This window comes from Nocardia sp. CS682 (assembly GCF_004634405.1).
GTDB classification, from domain to species: Bacteria; Actinomycetota; Actinomycetes; order Mycobacteriales; family Mycobacteriaceae; genus Nocardia; species Nocardia ninae.
On record NZ_CP029710.1, the window covers coordinates 3,201,610 to 3,224,617 of the forward strand.

A 23,008-nucleotide genomic window follows, 5' to 3' on the forward strand; every position below is an offset into this window, starting at 1 on the left:
AGTTTCCCGAGTGACTGAGCGTAGCGAGGGAACCATAGGCGCCAACAGGGGGAACCTGCGGCCGCCGGACGCGCCCGTCCTCGGGCCGCGCCCGGTCTATCGACCCCATGTCGACAAGCACACCGCCCGCGCCTTCCGCAGGCCTGCGGGCCTGTCCGGCTCGTTCGCCGAGCCGCTGCCCCGCGGTGCCGGGCCGATCGCGGGCCAGGACGCCCAGAACCGCCCGCCGGACGCCGTGCTCGCCGAGGCGTTCGGTCGCCCCGAGGGTTCCACCGAACTCCTGCAGCGCGACCCCGACGCGGCCGACACCAGCACACCGGTGGCCGGGCCGGTCGATCCGTGGCGTGACCCGACTTCCGCAGCCCGGCTCGGCGCCCCCGCGGTGCCGACCCCCAAGGCCGAGCCGCTGCCGCAGGCCCACCGCCTCAGCGCCCGCGAGGTTCTCTTCGGCTCCCGTGTCGCCCCCAAGGCTCTCGCGCTGCTCGCGCTCGTCGCCCTCGCCGTCGGCGTGCTCGGCGGTCTGGTCGGCAGGCTGACGGCCGAACAGGCCTCCAGCCTCACCTCGCGCAATGTGACGCTGAAGCAGACCGACGACGGCGGCGACCAGCCGCACAGCCAGATCGCCAACGTCGCCAACGCGGTGTTGCCGTCGGTGGTGTCCATCCGGGTCACCGTCGGCGACAACGGCGCGACCGGCTCCGGCGTGGTGCTCGACGGCCAGGGCTACCTCGCGACGAACAATCACGTGGTCTCGATGGCCGCCCAGGACAAGACCAACCGGGCCACCATCCAGGTCCAGTTCGCCGACGGCACCAAGGTGCCCGCCAACATCGTCGGGCGCGACCCGAAGACCGACCTCGCCGTGCTCAAGGTCGACGTCAAGAACCTGACCGTCGCCAAGCTCGGTAAATCCGACGACGTCCAGGTCGGCGACGAGGTGCTGGCCATCGGTTCGCCGCTCGGGCTGAGCAAGACGGTCACCTCCGGCATCGTCAGCGCACTGCACCGCCCCGTGAACCTGGAGGGCGAGGGCAGTGACACCAAAGCCGTGATCGACGCGGTGCAGACCGACGCCTCGATCAACCCGGGCAACTCCGGTGGCGCACTGGTCGACATGGAGGGCAGGCTGATCGGCATCAACACCGCGATCCGCAGCGAATCCGGCGGCTCGGTCGGCCTCGGCTTCGCCATCCCGGTCGACCGGGTGACCAGCGTGGCGCAGACGCTGATCCGCGACGGCGCCATCCATCACGCGCAGCTCGGCGTCAGCGCGCAGACGAAGAACGTGGCCAACGAGGTCATCTCCGGAGCCAGGGTCGCCGATGTCTCGCCGGGCAGCCCCGCTGCCAAGGCCGGCATCGTCGAGGGCGATGTCATCGTCAAGGTCGGTGATCGCGAGGTGACCTCGCGCGACGAGCTCGTCGTCGCGGTGCAGATGCACAAGATCGGCGACACGGTGAACGTGCAGTTGATCCGCGATGGCAGGCGGGTGGACGTGACGGCGACCCTGGAATCCGACTGAGCCGCTGGTCGAATGGCCGGGTAGCCTGGTTAGGTGTTCAGCAACATCGGCTGGAGCGAGATGATGATCTTGCTCGTCGCCGCCCTCGTGATCCTCGGACCGGAGCGACTGCCCGGCGCGGTTCGCTGGACCACGCGCAGCCTGCGTCAGGTACGCGACTACGCCAGCGGCGCGACCTCGCAGCTCAAGGACGAGCTCGGCCCGGAGTTCGAGGACTTACGCAAGCCGCTGGCCGACCTGAACGAACTGCGCGGCATGAGCCCACGCTCGATGGTGACCAAACACCTTCTCAATGGCGACGATTCGATCTTCCGCAACATGGAGGACGCACTGCCGGACAAGAAGGACATCTACGGCACGAACAGCGGCATGCCGGACTATCCGATGCCCAAGCTGGAAAAGCCGTTGGAGCGCAACGAACGTCCCCCGATCGACACCGACGCCACCTGAGTTCACCCGCCCGGCGGACTGCCCGAGTCGACACCGCCGGACCGCCGTTCTCCGCCGAATGCCGGCCCGAACGCGTCACGAGAAGGCCGCAGTGTCAACCGAACTAGACACTTTGGCCTGTCCAGCTGTCTAGACTTCCCACATGTCGGCCGATGACGTGGCGCGCGTTTTCGCGATCGAGGACAAGGTCGAGCGATTGAAGGCGGCCACCGATGGTGTGGCTGCGGCCCAGCAGACCATCAACGAGCTCACCAGGATCCGCCGTGCGGTGATCAGGGAGCTCCACGCCGAAGGCTGGACATTCGCCAGAATCGGTGCGGCAGCCGGGCTTTCCCGCGCTCGAATTCATCAGGTGAGTACCCAGGGTCCCGCACCGGAGGGCTTGTTCTTCGGGCACGGGACGCTGACGGTGCTGGTGCCGGAGGTGCGGGCGGGCCGAGTGATCGGCGCACCGGATCCCGCGGCGCCGCATCGGCTCGTCGAGCTACTACGCGAGCTGGGTTTCACCGCATCGATCGAACACTTCCTACCCGGTAGACCGGTCGACCTGAACCGGGACGGTCTCATCGTGCTCGGCGGCCCGGAGCTCTCGCCCAGCGTGCGGCAGCTCATCGCGGCCGATCCGCGGCTGCGGCGCGCGGTGGCCAGGGCGGGCGATGCCAGGCGCGGCATCGAGGACCGGGCCGCGCGGCGGGTATATCGGCCCGGCGGACCCGACCCGCACGACATCGCCTACCTGGCACGACTGCCACGTCCGGACGGGCGCGGCAGCGTGCTGATGATCGACGGCATGCACCCGCCGGGTTCGCTCGGTGCCATCCGTTTGCTCGCCACCCGGCTGGCCACTCTGCACGAACGAGCGAGCACCCACTTGTTCTCGGTGCTGGTCGCCTGCCGGTTCGACCGGGCGACCGGCGAACCGCTGGAAGCCGAGCTACTCACGCCGGTCTACCGGCACGATCCCGAAACCCGTTTGCCCGCACCGGGTATCCGTCGCTGATTTCCGCTGGCAGTCGGGCCTGCGCAGGGCGTGGCCGATGACAACCGTGACCGAATTGTGTCTCAGGTCACTCAGGTCTTCCCTTAGGCAAATCGCGGTGCGATGCTTGAATAGCTAGAAGATAACTATGCGTGATAGGTGAGCTCTGATGAGTGTTGAACTTTCGACGGCGGCCAGCTCCGCGCCCACGGTCCGGACGGCGCGACGGCAGCCGGTCGAACAGGCACCGACCGCCACCGTCGACGCGGCCGAGCCGATCGTCACGACCCATCGGGTCACCTACAGCGACCGGCTGAAATTGTTCATCGGCACCGGTGAGAGCATCGACAACTTCCTGCGCCCGCTGCGCAGGCTGGACGGCCACCACCGCTTCTCGGTGCAACTGACCCGCCTGCCCGCGCCGATGCGCCCGGCCGACATCACTCCCGCGATCAGCTCCGCGCCCGGCCAGAACTACCTGCGCTGCACCGGCTCGGCCGACGCGCTGATCCTGGAGTTGCACACCGTCGTCGACGGCGCCGCGCGCCGGTGTGTCGTCGGCCGGGCGGGCAGCCGCGACGGCGAGCCCGGCATCTGCGTGCAGGTTCCGGAGAGCATGCCTGCTCCGTGGATCTACCCGGACGAGGTCTTCACCGCCGAGGACGCGGCCGAGATCTTCGCGGGCTACTTCCACACCGGCACGGTCCCACCCGGCCTCGCCCTCCGCGAAACGGCCGAATGATGCGTGTCCCGAGGAGGCAGTGATGAATCCGCTCGCCATCGCCGGCGGCGCCCTCTTGGCGCTCGGCCTGCTCATCCTGATCGTCACCATGCTGCGCAGACCCGCCGCGTCGCCGGGACACTTGACCGTCGCCGCGCTGCAACGGCGACTCGCCGAGGAGGACGCTCCTGCGGCCGACGAGACGGCCGAACGCCTGGTCGCGCCGGAGATGGAGCACGCGAGCGCGCAGCAACGGGAGTCCTGACCCGCGCGCACGGACGAATAGCTTTCGAGTAGCTAGGCTCGAGGTAGCCGGTCTACTCCGGCGTGCCGGCTCGAGAGAGGATCCGTGCTGATGCGCGCAATGCTCGAGCAGTTGATAGCCCTCGCCGGGCGGGGGCCGGTGGCCCTGGCTCGGGTGGTGGATACGACCGGTCCCGGACCGCGCGAAACAGGGGCCGCAATGATCGTCACCGGCTCGGGTGAGATCGTCGGCTCGCTGTCGGGCGGTTGTGTGGAGGCCGCGGTCGTCGAGACGGCGCGGCAGGTGCTGGCCACCGGCCAAGCGGTGACCGACAGGTTCGGCTATGCCGACGGCGACGGTCTCGCGGTCGGGCTGACCTGTGGCGGCGAGATCGAGGTCTTCGTCGAACAGGTGGGACCGGAACACCTCCCGCTGCTGTCGGAGTTGCACCGCCGGACCACCGATGGCAGCCCCGTCGCGCTGGCCACCCGGCTGGACGCGACGGCGGAATGGAAGTTGTCGCACACCGGCTCGACCGAGCCGTGGCACGGCGTCGATCGCGACGTCCTCGCACTGCTCGCCGCGGGGCACAGCGGCGTGGTCGGTGCCGACGAATGCGAGGCCGACGCCTCACCACGCCCCCGGGTCTTCGTGCAGGTCTTCGCCACCCCCGCGCGGATGATCCTGGCCGGTGCCAATGATTTCGTGCGCGCACTCAGCCGCACCGGCCGCCAACTCGGCTACCGGGTCACCGTCGTCGATGCTCGCGAAACCTTCGCCACCCCGGCACGTTTCCCGTCCGCGCACGAGGTCGTGGTCGACTGGCCGCACCGGTACCTGCGCACCGAGCACGAGGCGGGGCGCATCGACGGGCGCACCGTGGTCTGTGTCCTCACCCACGACACCAAGTTCGACGTGCCGACCATTGTGGCGGCCTTGAGCATCGAGGAGATCGCGTTCGTCGGGGCCCTCGGTTCCCGCCGCACGCACGCCGAACGCACCGATCGACTACGCGCGGCCGGCGTCACCGAGAGCAGTCTCGCGCGGCTCAAAAGCCCACTGGGCCTTGACCTCAACGCCCGCACCCCGGATGAAACTGCCATCTCCATCGCCGCCCAGATCCTCGCCGACCGCGGCAACGCCTCAGCCCGCCCTTTGGATCGCACCGACGGCCCTATCCACCGCTGACCCCGCGCCCCGCAACCAGCTAAAGAGCGCACCCGTTCTCGGGACCTGCACGGCACGCGGGCGCCCGAGACGGTGCGGATCCCAACAGCGAGTGCAGCCCGCTCCCGGGACCCCCACCGCTTGCGGGCGGCCCCCGGACAGGGAGTGCAGACCCCAGGTTGCACCCGTTCTCGAGACCTGCACCGCGTGCGGCCACCCGACGCGGTGCGGATCCCGAGGGGGTGAGTGTTCGGCTCAGAGCAGGTGTTCGATGCGCAGGGGTATGTCGCGGATGGAGCGGCCGGTGGCGTGGTGCACGGCATTGATGATGGCTGCGGCGGCACCGATCATGCCGAGTTCGCCGATGCCCTTGACGCCCAACGGGTTCACCACCGCGTCCTCGACCGGCACGAAGGAGATGTCGACCTCGGGGGCGTCGGCGTTGACCGGCAGCAGGTATTCCAGCAGTGACGCATTGGCCCAGCGACCGTCCCTGGGATCGGGCAGGCTCGCCTCCATCAGCGCTTGGGACAGGCCCCAGTTCATGCCGCCGAGTACCTGGCTGCGCGCCAGCTTCACGTTGAGCACCCGGCCGGGTGCGAAGGCGCCGACCATCCGGCGGACCCGGATGAGGCCGAGTTCCGGATCCACCGCGACCTCCGCGAACTGGGCGCCGAAGCTCATCTTCGCGTAGCCCGACGGGGCGGTGTCCGGCCGCCAGCTACCGGTGGTCTCGATATCCGAAAGATGGTTGCGCTCCAGTACTTCCGCGTAGGCATCGCACACCGACGGGTCGTCGATCAACCGCAGCACGCCCGCGACGCCTTCGATCTCGTCGGGCGTCCGGCCGCGCAGCGGCGAGTCGATGTCGGCGACCGCGATCTCGATGAGCTGCGCGAGCAACTGGGTGCAGGTGGTATGTACCGCGGCGCTGACCGCGCTTGCGCCGATCGAGCCCACGGTGGCCGCGATGTTCGGGTAGTCGGTGTTGCCGATCTCGAAGCGGATGCGGTCGAACGGCATGCCCATGGCATCGCAGGCGACCTGGGACATGGCGGTCGCGACACCGGTGCCGAACTCCTGGGTGCCGGTCTGCACGACCAAAGAGCCGTCCGAACGCAATCGTGCGTGGGCTCGTTGCGGCTGACCCGGTTCGTACACGGGGTAGCCCGCGGTGCCGACGCCCCAGCCGATCAGCCAGTTGCCGTCGGTGTGTGGTCCGGGGGTCTGGTTACGGTCTTTCCAGCCGAAACGCTCGGCGGCCAGCCGCAGGCAGTCGAGGTAACCGTCCGAGCTCCACGGGTTTCCGCTCTCCGGGTCTACGGCGGCGTGGTTGCGCAGTCGCAGTTCGACCGGGTCGGCACCGAGCTGATCGGCGAGTTCGTCGATGGCGCATTCCAGCGCGATCATGCCGGACGCCTCGCCCGGCCCGCGCATGAAGGTCGGCGTCATCGTGTTGCCCTTGATCAGCCGATACTGACCCTCCCAGTGCGGGATTCCGTACGCCTTGCTCGCTACCTCGAGCGACGGCTCGGCCCAGTCGTCGAAATGCGAAGTGACGGAGAGCTTGTGGTGGCGCAGTCCGGTGAACCGGCCGTCGGCGTCACAGACCAGGGTGACGCGCTGCTCCTGCTCTTCCCGTAATCCGGTGCCGTAGAACATCTGCTCGCGGTTCAGGATCACCCGGATCGGCCTGCCGAGCTCGCGCGCGACCAGCGGGGCGAGCGTGACGTGCGGCCACATCAGGGCTTTGGCGCCGAACCCGCCGCCGACATAATCGGCGACGACCCGCACCTTGCTCGGCGAGATACCGAGGTGCGCCGCGATGGTCAGCTGGCTGGCCACGATGCCCTGGGTGGCGTCGTAGACGGTGACCGAATCCCCGTTCCACATCGCGGCGGTGACCGAGCATTCGATCGGATTGTGGTGGTTGGCGGCGAAACGGAAGGTCGCGTCGACGGTGTGCGCGGCGGCCGCGCTCGCGCTCGCGAAGTCGCCGCGCGACTGGGACGCGGGGACCATGCCCGCGAAGATGCTGTCCGGCAGGTACTGCTCGGCGCGTCCGTCGTCCAACTGCACCAGTGCCGGCTTCGCGTCGTAGGTGGCCTCGACCAGCCTGGCGGCCTGCTGGGCTACCTCGAAGGTGTCCGCGACCACCACGGCGATCGGCTGGCCGAAGTAGTGGATCGTGGTGTCCTGCATGGGAAAGAAGGTCTGCCCGGGCGAGGGCTGGCCGAACAGGGACGGCATCAGCGGCACCGACGGGACCCGCGGCAGGTTCTCGTGGGTGAGCACGGCCACCGCACCGGCGCGCAACGCGTGGCTGACATCGATGGATGTCACGGTGCCGCTGCCGATCTCGGCACCGACAATGACGCCGTAGGCGGCGTTCGGCATCGGGATCTCGGCGGTATACCGTGCGGCACCGGTGACCTTGGCGTGCCCGTCGATCCGGTCGAGGCCCTGGCCGACGAGCTTCGGGGCGGTGGGTGCACTCATTTCCGGCCTCCCGCCTGCGTGATCTGCGCGGTGACCGTCTCCAGCGTGCGCACCATGGTGCGCTGTGCCAGTTCGATTTTGAACCGGTTCATCTCGTGGCTGCCGTCGGCGGCGGCGAGTTCGGTGGCCGCGGCCGCGGCGAAGTTCTCCTTGGTGGCGGGCTTGCCGATCAGCAGCGCCTCGGCCATCTTGGCGCGCCAGGGCTTGGTCGCCACGCCGCCGAGGCCGATGCGAACGTCACTCACCGCACCGTCGGTCAGCTCGAGCGCCACCGCCGCGGAAGCGGCGGCGAACTCATAGGATTCGCGGTCACGCACCTTCAGATAGTGCGAGTTCCGCGCGAACGCCAAGGGCGGCACGTCGATTCGGACGATCAGCTCGTCGGCGGTGATCGGATGTTCGAGATGCGGTGTGTCGCCGGGCAAGAGGAAGAAGTCGTCGAAGGCGATGGCGCGGGTGCCGCGCGGTCCCTGCACCTGCACGACGGCGTCGAGGGCGGTCAGCGGGACAGCCATGTCGGAGGGGTGCATGGCGAAACAGTGCTCGCTGGTACCCAACACGGCATTGCCGCGGTGCAGTCCTTCCTGCGCGCCGCACCCGCTACCGGGGTCGCGTTTGTTGCAGGCGTAGGCGATATCGCGGAACTGCGGGCAGCGCACCCGTTGCATCAGGTTGCCGCCCATCGAGGCCATGTTGCGGATCTGCGCGGACGCGCCCTTCCGCAGGGCAATTGATAGAAACGGAAAGCGTTCTACCACACCGGGATCGGCGGCGACCTCACTCATCCGGACCATCGCGCCGATGCGCAGGCCGCCGTCCGGGCGGTGCTCCAGGTCGGTGAGCGGCAACCGGTTGATGTCGACGACGTTGTCCGGCTCCATCGCGCCGATCCGCAGCATGTCCACCAAAGTGGTGCCGCCGGCGAGGAATACGGTGTTCGGGCGGGCGGCCACCGCGGCGAGCGCCTGGTCGACCGTCTCGGCGCGGGCGAAGGCGATGGGTTTCATCGAGTCTCCCCCAGCTCGGCCTCTGCGCTCTTTATCGCGTCCCTGATGTTCTGATAGGCGGCGCAGCGGCAGATATTGCCGCTCATCCACTCGGCGATCTCCGCGTCGCTGCCGGTGTGGCCCTCTTCGATGCATTTGATCGCCGACATGATCTGTCCCGGCGTGCAGTAGCCGCATTGGAAGCCGTCGCAGCTGATGAACGCGCGCTGCACCGGGTGCAGTTCCTCCCCCTCCGCGACGCCCTCGATCGTGGTGACCTCGCGCCCCTCCACGCTCAATGCCAAGGTGAGGCACGACAATTCGCGCTTACCGTCGACCCATACCGTGCACGCGCCGCAGGCACCCTGGTCGCACCCCTTCTTGGTGCCGGTGAGCCGGAGGTATTCGCGCAAAGCGTCGAGCAAGCTGACTCTCGGTTCCAGGGCCACCGGGAAAACGTGGCCGTTCACCCGCAATGTCGCCAGCGTGTAATCGGGACCGGCAAACTCTGGTTGCCGCGTGTCCTGCTTGGGTAGCTCACCAATAGTCATCGACGTATCTCCTGCTCATGAGCGTGCGATGGACGCAACACCGTGAAGTACAGAAAGCGAACGTAAGACCATCCTCACCCTAGCGTCCGATCAGCTAACGCGCTGGGCAAAATCGTGAATGCGTAGATCGCATACGTTGTCAGCGCAGGTGATTGGACGAAAAAGCAGTGAACCCGAGCGCCGACGGCACCCGGGTTCACTGATCAGGCTGTGCTCAGGCCGCTACCCACGCGGGGCGCAGCGTATTCATCGGCGGCCGATCGGCCAGCGACACCTCGGTGCTGTGCGCGGTGAAGGCGTCGCCGATCAGCGGGAACTGGGTGAGCGCGGCCCCGGAGTCCTGCACGCCGCTGCGGCCGAGCACGGTGCCCAGGATCTGCCTGCTCATCACGCCGAGATCGGCCAGCGGACGGTTGCGGTGCGTGCGTACCCCCAGGTTCACCTGCCCGATCGCGGACAGCCCGAGCTGGTCGTAGGTATCGAGCAGCAAGCCGATCTCCACGCCGTAGCCCGGCGCGAACGGGACCGCGGTGAGCAGCTCGCGGCTGCCCGCGTACTCACCGCCGAGCGGCTGCAGCACCTGCGAGAGCTCGGGGCGCAGCGCGGCGAGCAGCGGGCGGGCGACCAGCTCGGTGACCCGGCCGCCACCGTGCGCGTCCACCGCACCGCCCTGCCGCAGCGGCCTGCGGTAGTAGGCCTTGACCAGATGCATGTCGTCGACGGTGAGCAACGGGCCGAGCAGTTTCGGCACGAAAGCGGGATCGGGGTCGATCAGGTCGGAATCTACGAAGGCGATCAGATCGCCGCTGGTGACCGCCAGCGAACGCCACAGCACCTCGCCTTTGCCCGGCACCGGGTCCAGCTCGGGTACCGCCTGCTCGCGGGTGATCACCTCGGCGCCCGCGGCGGCGGCCCGCTCGGCGGTGGCATCGGTCGAGCCGGAATCGAGCACGACCAGCTCGTCGACCAGGGTGCCGAGCAGCGGCATGATGCTGGCCACCACGTCGGCGACGGTGTCTTCCTCGTTCAGGGCCGGCAGCACCACCGAAACGGTGCGGCCCGCCTTGGCGGCGACGAGTTCGTCGACCGTCCAGTCGGGGGTGTCCCAGGTATTCGTCGTCGCCCAGTGGGGCTCGCGGTGGTGGAATTTCATACCAAACCTCGCAGGGTGCGTGCTGGGGGCCGGATGCCTTGGATCGCGGCGATCATGTCCACCACCCGCCGGGTCGCGGCGACTTCGTGGACGCGGAAGACTCTGGCGCCTGCGGCGGCCGACCATGCTGTTGCTGCCAATGTGCCCTCCAGCCGTTCGGAAAGATCGACACCTAGAGTCTCCCCGATGAAATCCTTGTTGCTGAGTGCCATCAGGACTGGCCACCCGGTATTTACAAGAACGTCCACTCCGCGCAACAACTCGAGCCCGTGATAAGTGTTCTTGCCGAAATCATGGGTCGGATCGATCAGAATCGAATCCTTGCGCACCCCGGCGGCGGCGGCGTTTTCGGCCGCCCGCACCACGGTGTCGGTGACTTCGGCCACGATATCGGCGTAGCGAACCCGATGCGGACGGGTACGCGGCACCGCACCGCCGGTATGGCTGCACACGATGCCGACGCCCTGCTCGGCGGCCACCCGCACCAGATCCGGGTCGGCGCCGGACCAGGTGTCGTTGATCAGGTCGGCACCCGCCTGGACCGCGGCCAGCGCCACCTCGGCCCGCCAGGTGTCGATGCTGATCAATAGCTCGGGGTATTTCGCGCGAATGGCCGCGACGAACGGGATCACCCGGCGCGCTTCCTCGGCCGCGTCGACCAGCGAGCCGGGGCCCGCCTTCACCCCGCCGATATCGACCAGATCCGCACCCTCGTCCACCGCACGGGCCACGGCGTCCATCGCCGCCGCGTCGGTGAAGGTGGCGCCTTTGTCATAGAACGAATCGGGTGTGCGATTCACGATCGCCATCACCAGCGCCCGATCGGTCGCCACCGGCTTGCCGCACAGCGTAGGAAGCGGCTCTGCGGTGGTGCGGAACATCCCTTGACTGTAGCTAACCCGCCTCTCCGCGTACTCGGGCCAGACCCAGGTTCCACCACAGCGCCGTCGGCGACCGGCGGCGCGAGGTCGGCGAAGTCAGCCCATACCCGGTGAGTTACCCATGTTCGCGCGCAATCAGCCGTACCGTCGGGACAACCGGGGCGACTCAGTTCTTCGGGGCGCGGCCCGCGGCTACATCCTCGGCGTAGTCCTCGTAGGCGGGGACATAGCCGTCGGAGCGGCCCGCCAGGACGTACAGGGTGCCGGCGCCGTCGGCGGCGTAGCCCTGCTTGCGCAGCTCGACCTTGCGGCTCTTGAAGGTGGAGGTCTGCTCCAGCTCGTCGACCACGCGGATGAACAGCGGGACGGCGTAGCCGGGTAGCTGCCGGTAGGCCAGCTCGGCGATCGCCTTGCCGTCGAACTGCGCGTCCGGGCTCAGCGTCACCGCGGCCATGCCCGCCTTACCGTCGGCGCCCGGCACATCTACGCCGTAGACGACCGCCTCGGCGATCGCGTCGGATCGGGTCAGCGCGCCCTCGACCTCGGTGGTCGCGACGTTCTCGCCCTTCCAGCGGAAGGTGTCGCCGAGCCGGTCCACGAACGCGATGTGATGCCAGCCCTGGTCGCGGACCAGGTCGCCGGTGTCGAACCAGACGTCGCCCTGCTGGAAACCGTCGCGCAGCAGCTTGGCCTCGGAGGCTTCCTTGTCGGTGTAGCCGTCGAACGGCGAGCGGTCGGTCACCTTGGACAGCAGCAGCCCGACGTGGCCGGTGCCGACCTTGCGCAGCCGACCGTTGTTGTCGCGCTTGGCTTTTCCGGTCTCTTCGTCGTACTGGACCACCGCGTACGGCAGCGGTCCGAAGCCCGCGGTGCGGTCCACGCTGAACGCGTTGATGAAGGCGACGTTCGCCTCGCTGGCGCTGTAGAACTCGACGATCCGGTTGATGCCGAACCGCTGCTTGAACTCGTCCCAGAGTTCCGGGCGTAGCCCGTTGCCGACCGCGAGCCGGACCCGGTGCCGCCGATCGGTCGGCTTGGCGGGCTGGTTCAGCAGATACCGGCACAGCTCACCGATGTAGATGAACGCGGTGGCCTCCTCGCGGATCACCTCGTCCCAGAAACGCGACACCGAGAACTGCCTGCCGAGCGCCAAGGTGCCGCCGGCGCCCACCACCGCCGACAGCGCGACGGTCAGCGCGTTGTTGTGGTACAGCGGCAGGCAGCAGTACAGGGTGTCGTTGCCGTGCAAGCGAATTCCGAGCCCGCCGAGCCCTGCCATGCTCTTGGTCCAGCGCAGGTGCGTCATCACGCTGGCCTTCGGCAGACCCGTGGTGCCCGAGGTGAAGATGAGGAAAGCCCGCTCCTTGGCGGTGACCTCCGCGCACACCGGCGGATCGGTGGCCGCCGCCGACTCGGCGGCGACCTGCAAGTCGTTGGCGGACAACGTATTCGCGAGCGGCTCGGACAGCGAGTCCAGCGCTTCTTTGCATTCCTCGCCGATCACGTTGAGCACGCTGTTCAGCAGCCCGAAGCTGTGCGCGAGTACGTGGTCGCGCTGATTGTGGTTGAGCAGTCCGACGGTGGCGCCGAGTTTCACCGAAGCCAGCACCACGAACAGGGTTTCGGGCCGGTTGGTCATCAGCACACCGACCACGTCGCCGCGCCCGACCCCGTGCTCGGCGAGCACGGACGCGTAGCGGTTCGCCGCGGCATTGGCCGCGCCGTAGGTGTAGGTGGTGCCCTCGAAGCGCAGGAACGGACGGTCCGGGTACCGGTGCGCGGTGCGCTGAAAGTACAGCCCGACAGAGGATTTGTCGTCCGGCTTCACCAGCATGCCCGTCGCGTTGCGCAGCATGCCCGGTGCGTCGAGCGCCATCGCGGGTAGGTGTTTTGCCAGGTTCAGCAGGCTCACACGGTCACTCACTTGCCATGCTCCTCATCAGGAAGGTGTTGCTCGCGCCTCCAACGCCGCGAAGGCCGACGGTAGATCGGTGACCACGGTGATGCGGTCCATGGCGGGCTGGGGGACGAACTTCCGGTTGTGCAATTCGTCGAGCCACTGGAAAAGGCCTCGGTAGAAGCCATTCGGGTCCAGCAACACCACCGGTTTATTGTGCTGTCCCAGATAGCCTCCGGTCCAGGTTTCGAAGAACTCCTCGAGCGTGCCGATGCCGCCGGGCAACGTGAGGAAGGCGTCGGCGCGGTCCTCCATGGTCTGCTTGCGCTGGCGCATGGTGTCGGTGACGATCAGCTCGTCGGCGTCGACGTCGGCGACCTCCCGGTGCACCAGGTGTTTCGGGATGACGCCGACGGTGTTCGCGCCGCCGGCCCGTGCCGCGGTCGCCACCTCGCCCATCATCGAGACATTGCCGCCGCCGGACACCAATTGCCAACCGCGGCGGGCGATCTCGGTGCCGACCTGGGCGGCCAGCGCGAGGTAGTCGGGATCCGCGGTGCTCGCGGAACAGTAGACACAGATCGAGTACGGCTGCACCGGCTCGGTCACCACTGATCCTCCGTGCCCAGCGCATCCTCCGCGCCGTTCGCCTCCGCGTTGGCGAGAATGATCTGCACGACCTCCTCGACGCTGTCGGTCACGTGGATCAAATCGAGATCACCGGGCGATATCTTGCCGGAACCGCCGAGCGAGTCACGCAGCCAATCGACCAGGCCGGACCAGTACCTGCTGCCGAACAGGATGATCGGGAAACGGGTGATCTTGCGGGTCTGCACCAGGGTGAGCGCCTCGAACAGTTCGTCCAGGGTGCCGAAGCCACCGGGCAGGCAGATGAACGCTTCGGAGTACTTCACGAACATCGTCTTGCGGACGAAGAAGTAGCGGAAGTTGATGCCCAGATCGACCCAGTCGTTGAGGCTCTGCTCGAACGGCAGCTCGATGCCGAGACCGATCGAGTAACCGCCCGCCTCGCACGCGCCCCGGTTGGCCGCCTCCATCGCGCCCGGCCCACCGCCGGTGATCACCGCGAAACCGGCCTTGGCCAGCGCGGCGCCGATCGCCCGGCCGGCCTGGTACTCCGGGTGATCCGGTCCGGTGCGCGCCGAACCGAACACGGTGACCGCGCGTGGCACCTCGGCGAGCGCGCCGAAGCCCTCCACGAACTCAGCTTGGATGCGCAGCACGCGCCACGGGTCGGTGTGCACCCAATCGGTGTCGCCGCGCCGATCCAGCAGATTCCGGTCGGCAGTGCCGATACCGTCCTTGCGGTCACGGCGGAACATGACTGGCCCGCGGAACTTGGCTGTCGACTTCGGCTTGTTGGCAACCTCGCGGTCAGCGGCGTCAGTAGACATGCCGATCACGCTAGCTCATCCGCCTCTCCGCGTATTCAGGCCAGATTCAGGTGCCACACCAGTGACGTTGGCGACCGGCGGTTATGTCGCCGTCAAGTCAGCCCGTCCCGATGAGTTACCCATGTGTTCACGAAATCAGTCGTGCGGTCGCGGTCGGGTCGACGCGGATTCGGTCGCGGCCGATGAGGTGGTCACACCGGTGTCCGCTGCTCGCTACTTGACCGCCCCATCTTGGGGACGCGGGTTCGACACCTAGCTCAGGCGCCGAAAGGGCGGCATACGGGTCGTGGCCGATCAGTGCGTGCCACCGCCGGTGAGGTAAGTCCGCAGCATGGCGGTGACGGCGGTGATCTGGTCGACCGGGACATGTTCGTCGCGTTTGTGGGCGAGGTTGGGGTCGCCGGGGCCGAAGTTCACGGCGGGGATGCCGCGGGCAGCGAAACGGGAAACGTCGGTCCAGCCGTATTTGGCGCGCACTCCGCCGCCGCCGTGGCTGTTCACCGAGGCGATCAGGTCCTTGGCGGCCGGGGCGGTCAGGCCGGGCAGCGCGCCGGGTGCGGCGTCGGTGACCTCGAAGGTCAGCTCGAGCCCGGTGAAGACCTCGCGGACGTGCTCGATGGCCTGGGCGACCGTGCGGTCCGGGGCGAAGCGGAAGTTGACGTCCACCTCGGCGGCGTCGGGCACCACATTGCCCGCCACCCCGCCGAACACGCGCACCGCGGACAAGCCCTCGCGGTAGACGCACCCGTCGATATCGACCTCGCGGGCCCGATAGTCGGCCAGCCGCTGCAAGATCGGCGCCAGGCGGTGAATCGCGTTGTCGCCCAGCCAGGCTCGCGCCGAATGCGCGCGGATCCCGGCGGTGGACAGCCGAACCCGCAGCGTCCCTTGGCAACCCGCCTCGATCCAGCCGCCGGACGGTTCGCCGAGCACGGCGAGATCACCCGCGAGCCACTCCGGCAGGTCACGTTCGATGTGCCCGAGCCCGTTGAACTCCGAGGCGATCTCCTCGCAGTCGTAGAAGATCAGCGTCAGGTCGTGCACCGGTTCGGCGACCGTCGCGGCCAGGTGCAGGAACACCGCGTCGCCGGACTTCATATCGACCGACCCGCACCCGTACAGCACCCGCTCCCCCGCCGCGTTCACCGTGAAGTGCCCCGGCACGTTGTCGGCGATCGGCACGGTGTCGAGGTGTCCGGCCAGCACCACCCGCGTCGGCAGCCCTCGATGCGTGCGCGCCAGCACCACGTTGCCGTGCCGCAGCACCTCGAACCCACTGGTCTGCTCGCGCAGCGCCTGCTCGACGAGGTCGGTGATCACCGCCTCGTCCCGCGAAACACTCGGGATATCGACGAGAGCGGCGGTCAGCGTAATCGGGTCGGCACGCAGGTCAATGGTCACCTGACCACCCTACGACCGCCGCACTCGCGACGGCAGCGCCGCGCATCCTTGTCGCCCGCCCACGAACAACGGTCCCGCGCCAGCCGTCCCCACACGGGACAAGGAGCCGGTCGAGCAGCGCGGGCAAGCTCGTGCTCTCGACGCGGATCGGTGCCGCCGTCGAGCTCAGTCCGCCTGCCGCGCGCAGTGGAGTGCGGCACATGGGCGGAGCGGGGTCACCGCTGGTGACGATGGGTCGGTAACCTCTGTGGACGTGAGTACTCAGGGAGCAGCTGCAGTCGGTATTGCCAATGTGACCGCGGACGGGACCGTCCTGGACACCTGGTACCCGAGTCCGGAACTCGGCGAGTTCGCCGAGACGGGGACCAAGCGGCTGGACGACGCGCCCGCGGAGTACGCGGCGCTGCTCGGTTTCGACGAGGCGCGCGGCGTCGATGTGGTCGCGGTGCGCACGACGATCGCCGACCTGTCCGCCGCGCCGGTCGACGCGCACGACGTCTACCTGCGGCTGCACCTGCTCTCGCACCGGCTGGTCCGGCCGCACGGGGTGAATCTGGACGGTCAGTTCGGGCTGCTGAGCAATGTGGTGTGGACCAATCACGGCCCGGCGGCGGTGGAAGGTTTCGAGACCACCCGCGCCAAGCTGCGCGCCCGCGGTCCGGTGACCGTGTACAGCGTCGACAAGTTCCCGCGCATGGTCGACTACGTCCTGCCCTCCGGCGTGCGCATCGGCGACGCCGACCGGGTCCGCCTCGGCGCGCACCTCGCCTCCGGCACCACGGTCATGCACGAGGGCTTCGTGAACTTCAACGCAGGCACCCTCGGCAACTCGATGGTCGAGGGGCGGATCTCGGCGGGCGTCGTGGTCGGCGACGGCTCCGACATCGGCGGCGGCTCCTCCACCATGGGCACCCTCTCCGGCGGCGGCACCACCGTCATCTCCATCGGCGAGCGCTCCCTGCTCGGCGCCAACTCCGGTCTCGGCATCCCGCTCGGCGACGACTGCGTGGTGGAAGCAGGCCTCTACCTGACCGCAGGCACCAAGGTCAGCACCCCCGACGGCACCCTCGTCAAGGCCGCCGAATTCAGCGGCCAGAACAACCTCCTGTTCCGCCGCAACTCCGTCAGCGGCGCGGTAGAGGTGGTGCCCCGCAAGGGAACCGGCATCGAACTCAACGCCGCCCTGCACGCGAACGACTGATTTCGTATCGCAGGTCAGGTGAGGCGCTTCTTCTGCACCTTGCCCATCGCGTTGCGGGGCAGCGAGTCGACCACGCGGATTTCCCGGGGGCGTTTGTGGTTCGAGAGTTGTTCGGCGACATGGGCGACCAGGTCCTGCTCGATCGAGTCCGGTGCGGTGCCGCGTAATACGACGAAAGCGGCGATGCGCTGGCCGAGGTCGGGGTCGGGGAGGCCGACGACGGCGACCTCGGCTACCTCGGGGTGGCCGAGCAGCACGGTCTCCACTTCGCCCGCACCGATGCGGTAACCACCGGACTTGATGAGGTCGACCGATTCCCGGCCGACGATGCGGTGGAAGCCGTCCGGATCGATCGCCGCGACATCGCCGGTCTTGAACCACCCGTCCTCGGTCCAGCTGTCGGCGGTGGCGTCGGGCCGGTTGAGGTATCCGTCGAAGAGCATCGGGCCGGAAACCTGGAGCCCGCCGATACTTTCGCCGTCGTGCGCGACATCGGCGCCGGACTCGTCGCGCAGCCGCGTTCGTACACCCTGCACCGGGGTACCGACCCAGCCGGGACGGCGCTCACCGTCGGCGCGGGTGGACAGCGTGATCATGGTTTCGCTCATGCCGTAGCGCTCGATCGGCGCGTGTCCGGTGAGTTCGCGCAACCGCTCGAACACCGGAACCGGCAACGGCGCGCTACCGGAGACGAGCAGCCGGGCAGCGGCCAATTGCTTTGCGGCGTCGGGGTCTTCGACGATCCGCGACCACACCGTCGGCACCCCGAAATACAGCGTGCCCGGCGCGGCGGCATACGCCTGCGGGGTCGGCTTGCCGGTGTGCACGAGCGGACTACCGACCCGCAGCGGGCCGAGCAACCCGAGGATCAGTCCGTGCACGTGGAACAGCGGAAGCCCGTGCACCAGTACGTCATTCGCCGTCCAGGCCCACGCGTCGGCGAGCGCATCCAACCCGGCCGCGATGGCGCCGCGGCTGAGCACGACACCTTTCGGCAAGCCGGTCGTCCCGGACGTGTAGAGCACGAAAGCGGTTGTCGCGGCGTCGGGTTCGGGATAGGTATGCCACGACCTGGCGTGCACCCGCACCGGCACGACCGGCAACTCGCTGCCCGCAGGAGCCTTTCCGAGCCAGGCCTGTGCTCCGGAGTCGGCCAGGATGTGCGCGAGCTCGGCGGTGCCCGAATCCGGCGGCACCGGAACCACGGTCACGCCGGCGATCAGGCAGCCGACCACCGCGAGCACCGTGGTCACCGTCGGCTCGGCGAGTACCGCGACCCGATCGGCCCTGGCCACGCGTTCGGCGACCGAGGTCGCGGCGCCGAGTAGATCGCTGCGCGACAGCGTCACCCCGTCGATGGTGACGGCATCCGGGATGTCCGCACCGCTGGCGACGGCGAGCGGGTGCAGGGAACTGAGCAGCAAGGGCGGACCGAACGACATGCGCCCAAACTACTTCCCGCACCTCGCCGTGCTCCCGGAACCTCGGCCCAGAACCCGCAAATACCCGTTGATGTGACGGTTGACACAGCGGATGAGGCGGTGAGACAGTTGCCGCATAGCCTTCTCAATGAGACAGGGGTCAACGATGACCAGGCCACTTCGCGCACCGACGCCCGACGCCGCACCGCCGGACGAGCTCGACATCACGCAGTTCATCGACGGCATCGCCGGCCTGCTCGCTGGGGCCGCGAACGTCATCATGCAGCTAAGCACCCGGCCGGTCGGCTACGGCGTCCTGGAGAGCACCGTCGACAGCGGGAATGTCATGCTGCACCCGATCAAGCGGTTGCGCACGACCATCACCTATCTCGCCGTGGCCATGCTCGGCACGGACGCCGAGCGAGCCGACTACCGCGACGCCGTCAACCGTTCCCATCGCCCGGTGCATTCGACCGCGTCGAGCCCGGTGCGCTACAACGCCTTCGATCCCGACCTGCAATTGTGGGTGGCCGCCTGCTTGTACTGGGGTGCGCAGGACACCTATGCGCGGCTGCACGGGCCGATGGACGAGGCGACCGCCGACGCCTTCTATCGACACAGCGCCCGCCTCGGCACCACCTTGCAGGTGCGCCCGGACATGTGGCCCGCCGACCGGAAAGCCTTTGCCGCCTACTGGAATCAGCATCTGGCCAGGACCGCGATCGATCCGCCGATCCGCGACTATTTCCACGATCTGGTCGATCTGAAGATGCTGCCCTTACCGCTGCGGCTGCCTTTCGCGCGGATCCACCGCTTCTTCGTCATCGGCCTGCTCCCCGAACATCTCCGCGACCAGATGGGTTTCACCTGGTCCGCACGCGAGGACCGCGCCCTCGCCCACATCCTGCGCACCGTCGGCACCGCAGCGACCCTGCTCCCCCGCCCGGCCCGATTGTTCCCGGTCAACGCCTACCTGCTCGACTTCCGCCTCCGCCGCAAGCTCGGCCTGCGCCTGGTGTAGCCCTCCGGGCACAAATCCGCCGAACCCACGCATGTCCTGCCGACTTTTCGGCGTCGAGCAGTGTTATCTCGACTGAGACGGGCATTCGGCACAAAGGGGACGCGGCTAGGAGGACTCGTGAACCGTGGGACCATCGCGGTGCTCGCCATTGCACTCTGCTTCGCTTTTCACCCACCCACCGCCGGTGCGAAACCGTTCGAGCCCGACCTGGTGCCGCCACGCACCGCCCTCTCGTTCCGCACCGTGGCAGGCGGCAGCGACTGGAGCACCCCGAACGAGCACGAGTCCCGTGCGGCACTGTCGCTGGTCAAGCTGTACCTGGCCGACTACGCCCTGCGGCACGGCGACGGCGCGGAGCACGATCGCGAACTCGCCGAACACATGATCCGTTACTCCGACGACGGCGCCGCGAGCGCGATCGAGGCCAAGTATCCGCAAGCGATCGACGCCGTCGCTGCCGAGTACGAGCTGTCCGATACTCAGTCCTTCGGCGAGTGGGGCCTGGCCGCGACGAGCACCGCGGACGTGGCCGACTTCCTGATCACGAAGCTGCGCACCGACCCGGGTTCGCCGATCTTCGAATGGATGGCCGCGGCGGGCGCCACCGCCGCCGACGGCACCGAACAGGATTGGGGCACCGCCCGCTGGCCGTTCGTGCGCGGCACCAAGTGGGGCTGGTCGGACATCGGCCCGCCCGACGTCGCCTCCGCCTCGTACGGCACCGGCTTCGTGGTGGTCGCGCACACCCACGGCACCGCCGCCGAACAGACCCTCGACCTGATGGCCGCGTTCCCGATGGCCACGGTCGGCTTGCTCGTAACCGAGTAGCTCCGCCTATCCAACCGATCACTGTGCGGCAGAACGGATTTCAGGGCACCCGGAACGACACCACCACGTGATCGCGCGCGAACTGCCGGATCGCCGCGTCGTCGTGCAGCGGAATCACGGTCTGCGGCGTCAATGCCAGCGACAACGCCGTGCGCGCGATCATCTCCGCCAGTGGCTCCGGATCGTATGGAGGCAACTTGCCCTCCTGCTGCAACCGGGCGATGAACTCGGCCACGTAGTCCCGGCCGAGCTCGAGGACCGGCGCGCCCTTGGTGGTGAGATACGGCAGCACCAACTCGGGTTCGGTCGCCAGCAGCCGGTGCACGAGCCGGTTGTTCCGCAGGCCGGTGATGAACGCGGCGAACAGCTCGATGATCTGTTCTTGTGCGCCGGCGTCGCGATCGACCTGCCGCTGCAGGGCGGCGTCGACCTCCTCGACGAACTCGCGCGTCTGCCGCAACCCGACCGCCTCGATCAGATCGGACTTGCTGGCGAAGCGGCGATACAGCGTGGCCAGCGAGAGACCGCAGCGCCGGGCCACCTCGACCATGCTCGTGCGCTTGATGCCGAAGTCGAGGAAGGCCAGCATCGCGGCGTCGAGCACGCGGGCCTGGTTGCGGTCTTCCGGACCGGCGCTCCGCACCAGCGGCAGCAGTCTGCTCAGCCTCGCCATGCCTGTCAGCCTATCCGGGTCGCCGAAACGATGACACAAGAACCATTGCAGCGCATCATTGACACAGCCGACGAGGCAGTGAGAAAGTGAGTTAAGAACCTTCTCATCCGTTCGCCCGCCTGCGGCGCGTCCGGCCACAGAAAGACGAGGTCAACGATGACCGCACCGCTGCGCACCCCCGCGCACGACCCGGTTCCGCAGCTCGCCGAGCCCCTCACGCCGGACAGCGTCGAGCAGTACATGGACGGTCTCGCAGCCTTCCTCGGCGGCACCGCCAACGTGATCATGCAGCTGAGCTTGCGACCGGTCGGCCGCGGCGTGCTGGAGAGCACCGTGGACAGCGGCAAGGTCACCCTGCACCCGGTCAAGCGGTTGCGCACCACACTGACCTACATCGCCGTCGCGATGATGGGCTCCGACGAAGAGCGCGTGGCCTACCGCGAGGCGGTCAACCGCTCGCACCGCCCCATCCGCTCCGGCCCGCAGAGCCCGGTCAAGTACAACGCCTTCGACCCGAAACTGCAGTTGTGGGTGGCGGGCACCATCTACTGGGGCATCGAAGACCTCTACACCCGCATGCACGGACCGCTGGATCCGGCGGTAGCCGAGGCGCTCTACCAGTACAGCGCGCGACTCGGCACCACTCTGCAGATGCGGCCGGAGATGTGGCCCGCCAGCCGCGCCGAGTTCTTCCCGTGGTGGGAGCAGACCCTGGCGCAGCACCGCATCGAGCCCGCCCTGCGCGACTACTTCGACGGCCTCATCGACCTCGAAATGATGCCGCGCCCAGTCCGATTCACCTTCGCCAAGCTGCAGCGGTTCATCGTGGCCGGGCTGCTGCCGCAGCATGTGCGCGACGAGATGCGGATGACCTGGACCGAACGCGACCAGGCCCGCTTCGATCGGTTGCTGCGAGGCATCTCCCTCGTACACAACCGGCTGCCGAAGCAGGCGCGGCTGTTTCCGTTGAATATCTACCTGTTCGACCTGCGTAGGCGGATGCGACTGGGAAAGCCGCTGGTGTAGGAACTTTCGGGCCTTCAGGATTTGCTGACCAGGGCGCGCAGGAAGAACGCCAGGTTGGCGGGCCGCTCGGCCAGCCGCCTGGTCAGATAGCCGTACCACTGGCTGCCGTAGGGCACATAAACCCGCACCGCGCTACCCGCCGCGGCCAACCGCTGTTGCTCGGGAGAGCGGATGCCGTACAGCATCTGGTACTCGAAACGATCTGCGTCTCGGCCTCTTTGCGCCGCGAGATCCGCCGCGGCGGCGATCGGCACCGGGTCGTGCGAGGCGACCATCGGATAACCCTCGCCACGCATGAGCACTTCGAGGCAGCGCAGATACGAGTCGGTCACCTCGCTCGCGCGCTGGAAGGCGACCTCGGGCGGTTCCCGATAGGCGCCCTTGCACAACCGGATTCGCGATCCAGACCCGGACATTTCGCGGCAGTCCGACTCGGTCCGGTGCAGGTACGCCTGCAAAACCGCACCGAGCCACGGGAATTCGCACCGCAGCTCCCGCACGGTAGCCAGCGTGGCCTCGGTGGTGGTGTGGTCTTCGGCGTCGACGGTCACCCACACATCGGCCTGCGCGGCCTTGGTGCACAGGATGCGCAGGTTCTCCGTGGCGATCGCCGGACCGTCCACCGGCAGGGCCTGGCCCAGCGCGGACAGCTTTACCGACACCTCTACCGGCGGCACCGCGATCCCCGGCAGGACAGGCCGGTCCAGCGCGGCCAAATCATTGATCAGCGACAGATATTCGGCCACTGTGGCCTCCGCCTGATTCCGGTCGGTGGTGTTCTCCCCGAGGAAGTCCACGCTCACCATCCGCCCGCTGTTCAACAGCGTCCGCGCCACCCCGATCAGGTCGATGCGCGTCTCCCCCGCCACGAACCGCCGCACGATATCGGCGGTGACCGGAATGCCGGTGAGCGCCCGCTTCAACCGCGGCGACTCCGCCGCGGCGAGGATGAGGGGGCGCAGCGGATTCACC

At 68.2% G+C, this 23,008-nt stretch carries 22 protein-coding genes; 10 read left to right on the top strand and 12 right to left on the bottom strand.

The annotated features are described in order from the left end of the window. The first annotated feature begins 10 nt into the window (after positions 1-10). From DMB37_RS14425 to DMB37_RS14450, 6 genes are all read left to right on the top strand, one after another. Positions 11-1,522 (top strand): S1C family serine protease, encoded by a 1,512-nt coding sequence (locus DMB37_RS14425; protein ID WP_135233147.1) that lies wholly within the window; start codon positions 11-13, stop codon positions 1,520-1,522. Positions 1,523-1,555: 33 nt separating this feature from the next. Continuing rightward, positions 1,556-1,972 carry a Sec-independent protein translocase protein TatB gene (gene tatB, locus DMB37_RS14430; RefSeq protein ID WP_135233148.1) on the top strand — a complete coding sequence of 139 codons (417 nt, stop codon included), beginning with the start codon at positions 1,556-1,558 and terminating at the stop codon, positions 1,970-1,972. Positions 1,973-2,114: 142 nt separating this feature from the next. Beyond that, complete coding sequence (locus DMB37_RS14435; RefSeq protein ID WP_135233149.1) at positions 2,115-2,972, top strand: hypothetical protein; 858 nt, start codon at positions 2,115-2,117, stop codon at positions 2,970-2,972. A gap of 148 nt (positions 2,973-3,120) precedes the next feature. Further along, positions 3,121-3,693, top strand: a complete 573-nt coding sequence (locus DMB37_RS14440; protein ID WP_135233150.1) for a hypothetical protein — start codon at positions 3,121-3,123, stop codon at positions 3,691-3,693. A gap of 22 nt (positions 3,694-3,715) precedes the next feature. Continuing rightward, positions 3,716-3,937, top strand: a complete 222-nt coding sequence (locus tag DMB37_RS14445; RefSeq protein ID WP_135233151.1) for a hypothetical protein — start codon at positions 3,716-3,718, stop codon at positions 3,935-3,937. A gap of 90 nt (positions 3,938-4,027) precedes the next feature. After that, positions 4,028-5,104 (top strand): XdhC family protein, encoded by a 1,077-nt coding sequence (locus DMB37_RS14450; RefSeq protein ID WP_135233152.1) that lies wholly within the window; start codon positions 4,028-4,030, stop codon positions 5,102-5,104. 234 nt (positions 5,105-5,338) lie between these two features. On the opposite strand, the gene DMB37_RS14455 is transcribed toward DMB37_RS14450, so the two are convergent. The 9 genes from DMB37_RS14455 to dapE all read right to left on the bottom strand — a co-directional run bounded on the left by DMB37_RS14455 (position 5,339) and on the right by dapE (position 15,866). Then, complete coding sequence (locus DMB37_RS14455) at positions 5,339-7,582, bottom strand: xanthine dehydrogenase family protein molybdopterin-binding subunit (protein ID WP_135233153.1); 2,244 nt, start codon at positions 7,580-7,582, stop codon at positions 5,339-5,341. Further along, positions 7,579-8,589 (bottom strand): xanthine dehydrogenase family protein subunit M, encoded by a 1,011-nt coding sequence (locus DMB37_RS14460; protein ID WP_135233154.1) that lies wholly within the window; start codon positions 8,587-8,589, stop codon positions 7,579-7,581. The genes DMB37_RS14455 and DMB37_RS14460 overlap by 4 nt, the downstream gene beginning before the upstream one ends. Beyond that, positions 8,586-9,119, bottom strand: a complete 534-nt coding sequence (locus DMB37_RS14465) for a (2Fe-2S)-binding protein (RefSeq protein ID WP_370465380.1) — start codon at positions 9,117-9,119, stop codon at positions 8,586-8,588. Before DMB37_RS14465 ends, DMB37_RS14460 begins: the two co-directional genes overlap by 4 nt. 214 nt (positions 9,120-9,333) lie before the next feature. Continuing rightward, positions 9,334-10,272, bottom strand: a complete 939-nt coding sequence (locus tag DMB37_RS14470) for a glucosyl-3-phosphoglycerate synthase (RefSeq protein WP_186818664.1) — start codon at positions 10,270-10,272, stop codon at positions 9,334-9,336. Continuing rightward, positions 10,269-11,153, bottom strand: a complete 885-nt coding sequence (gene folP / locus DMB37_RS40975; RefSeq protein ID WP_135233155.1) for a dihydropteroate synthase — start codon at positions 11,151-11,153, stop codon at positions 10,269-10,271. The genes DMB37_RS14470 and folP overlap by 4 nt, the downstream gene beginning before the upstream one ends. Before the next feature lie 166 nt (positions 11,154-11,319). Then, complete coding sequence (locus DMB37_RS14480; protein ID WP_255508383.1) at positions 11,320-13,077, bottom strand: long-chain-acyl-CoA synthetase; 1,758 nt, start codon at positions 13,075-13,077, stop codon at positions 11,320-11,322. A gap of 15 nt (positions 13,078-13,092) precedes the next feature. After that, positions 13,093-13,662: a TIGR00730 family Rossman fold protein gene (locus tag DMB37_RS14485; RefSeq protein ID WP_135233156.1), complete on the bottom strand. Its 570-nt coding sequence runs from the start codon at positions 13,660-13,662 to the stop codon at positions 13,093-13,095. Continuing rightward, positions 13,656-14,465, bottom strand: a complete 810-nt coding sequence (locus DMB37_RS14490) for a TIGR00730 family Rossman fold protein (RefSeq protein ID WP_135233157.1) — start codon at positions 14,463-14,465, stop codon at positions 13,656-13,658. The genes DMB37_RS14485 and DMB37_RS14490 overlap by 7 nt, the downstream gene beginning before the upstream one ends. 294 nt (positions 14,466-14,759) lie before the next feature. Further along, complete coding sequence (dapE, locus tag DMB37_RS14495) at positions 14,760-15,866, bottom strand: succinyl-diaminopimelate desuccinylase (protein ID WP_135233158.1); 1,107 nt, start codon at positions 15,864-15,866, stop codon at positions 14,760-14,762. 253 nt (positions 15,867-16,119) lie between these two features. Between dapE and dapD the strand changes: the two genes are divergently transcribed. After that, positions 16,120-17,067 (top strand): 2,3,4,5-tetrahydropyridine-2,6-dicarboxylate N-succinyltransferase, encoded by a 948-nt coding sequence (dapD, locus tag DMB37_RS14500; protein ID WP_135233159.1) that lies wholly within the window; start codon positions 16,120-16,122, stop codon positions 17,065-17,067. Between the two features lie 14 nt (positions 17,068-17,081). Here dapD and DMB37_RS14505 read toward each other — a convergent pair whose 3' ends face one another. After that, positions 17,082-18,509 (bottom strand): acyl-CoA synthetase, encoded by a 1,428-nt coding sequence (locus DMB37_RS14505; RefSeq protein WP_206055251.1) that lies wholly within the window; start codon positions 18,507-18,509, stop codon positions 17,082-17,084. 145 nt (positions 18,510-18,654) lie between these two features. On the opposite strand from DMB37_RS14505, the gene DMB37_RS14510 reads away from it, so the two are divergent. Further along, positions 18,655-19,509 (top strand): oxygenase MpaB family protein, encoded by an 855-nt coding sequence (locus tag DMB37_RS14510; protein ID WP_135233160.1) that lies wholly within the window; start codon positions 18,655-18,657, stop codon positions 19,507-19,509. A 117-nt stretch (positions 19,510-19,626) separates the two neighbouring features. Then, positions 19,627-20,337 (top strand): hypothetical protein, encoded by a 711-nt coding sequence (locus DMB37_RS14515; RefSeq protein ID WP_135233161.1) that lies wholly within the window; start codon positions 19,627-19,629, stop codon positions 20,335-20,337. 40 nt (positions 20,338-20,377) lie between these two features. Here DMB37_RS14515 and DMB37_RS14520 read toward each other — a convergent pair whose 3' ends face one another. After that, positions 20,378-21,010 (bottom strand): TetR/AcrR family transcriptional regulator, encoded by a 633-nt coding sequence (locus tag DMB37_RS14520; RefSeq protein WP_135233162.1) that lies wholly within the window; start codon positions 21,008-21,010, stop codon positions 20,378-20,380. Positions 21,011-21,166: 156 nt separating this feature from the next. On the opposite strand from DMB37_RS14520, the gene DMB37_RS14525 reads away from it, so the two are divergent. Then, positions 21,167-22,036: an oxygenase MpaB family protein gene (locus DMB37_RS14525; protein ID WP_135233163.1), complete on the top strand. Its 870-nt coding sequence runs from the start codon at positions 21,167-21,169 to the stop codon at positions 22,034-22,036. 14 nt (positions 22,037-22,050) lie between these two features. On the opposite strand, the gene DMB37_RS14530 is transcribed toward DMB37_RS14525, so the two are convergent. Further along, entirely contained in the window at positions 22,051-23,007 is a 957-nt protein-coding gene (locus tag DMB37_RS14530; protein WP_135237576.1) for a proline dehydrogenase family protein, read from the bottom strand. Position 23,008: the final 1 nt, after the last annotated feature.

Bases quoted from the DNA above. Each gene is read 5' to 3' on its own strand.
- DMB37_RS14435 (WP_135233149.1), top strand. From the start codon at position 2,115: ATGTCGGCCGATGACGTGGCGCGCGTTTTCGCGATCGAGGACAAGGTC.
- DMB37_RS14440 (WP_135233150.1), top strand. From the start codon at position 3,121: ATGAGTGTTGAACTTTCGACGGCGGCCAGCTCCGCGCCCACGGTCCGG.
- DMB37_RS14445 (WP_135233151.1), top strand. From the start codon at position 3,716: ATGAATCCGCTCGCCATCGCCGGCGGCGCCCTCTTGGCGCTCGGCCTG.
- DMB37_RS14450 (WP_135233152.1), top strand. From the start codon at position 4,028: ATGCGCGCAATGCTCGAGCAGTTGATAGCCCTCGCCGGGCGGGGGCCG.
- DMB37_RS14455 (WP_135233153.1), bottom strand. From the start codon at position 7,582: ATGAGTGCACCCACCGCCCCGAAGCTCGTCGGCCAGGGCCTCGACCGG.
- DMB37_RS14460 (WP_135233154.1), bottom strand. From the start codon at position 8,589: ATGAAACCCATCGCCTTCGCCCGCGCCGAGACGGTCGACCAGGCGCTC.
- DMB37_RS14465 (WP_370465380.1), bottom strand. From the start codon at position 9,119: ATGACTATTGGTGAGCTACCCAAGCAGGACACGCGGCAACCAGAGTTT.
- DMB37_RS14470 (WP_186818664.1), bottom strand. From the start codon at position 10,272: ATGAAATTCCACCACCGCGAGCCCCACTGGGCGACGACGAATACCTGG.
- folP (WP_135233155.1), bottom strand. From the start codon at position 11,153: ATGTTCCGCACCACCGCAGAGCCGCTTCCTACGCTGTGCGGCAAGCCG.
- DMB37_RS14490 (WP_135233157.1), bottom strand. From the start codon at position 14,465: ATGTCTACTGACGCCGCTGACCGCGAGGTTGCCAACAAGCCGAAGTCG.
- DMB37_RS14505 (WP_206055251.1), bottom strand. From the start codon at position 18,509: ATGTCGTTCGGTCCGCCCTTGCTGCTCAGTTCCCTGCACCCGCTCGCC.
- DMB37_RS14510 (WP_135233160.1), top strand. From the start codon at position 18,655: ATGACCAGGCCACTTCGCGCACCGACGCCCGACGCCGCACCGCCGGAC.
- DMB37_RS14520 (WP_135233162.1), bottom strand. From the start codon at position 21,010: ATGGCGAGGCTGAGCAGACTGCTGCCGCTGGTGCGGAGCGCCGGTCCG.
- DMB37_RS14525 (WP_135233163.1), top strand. From the start codon at position 21,167: ATGACCGCACCGCTGCGCACCCCCGCGCACGACCCGGTTCCGCAGCTC.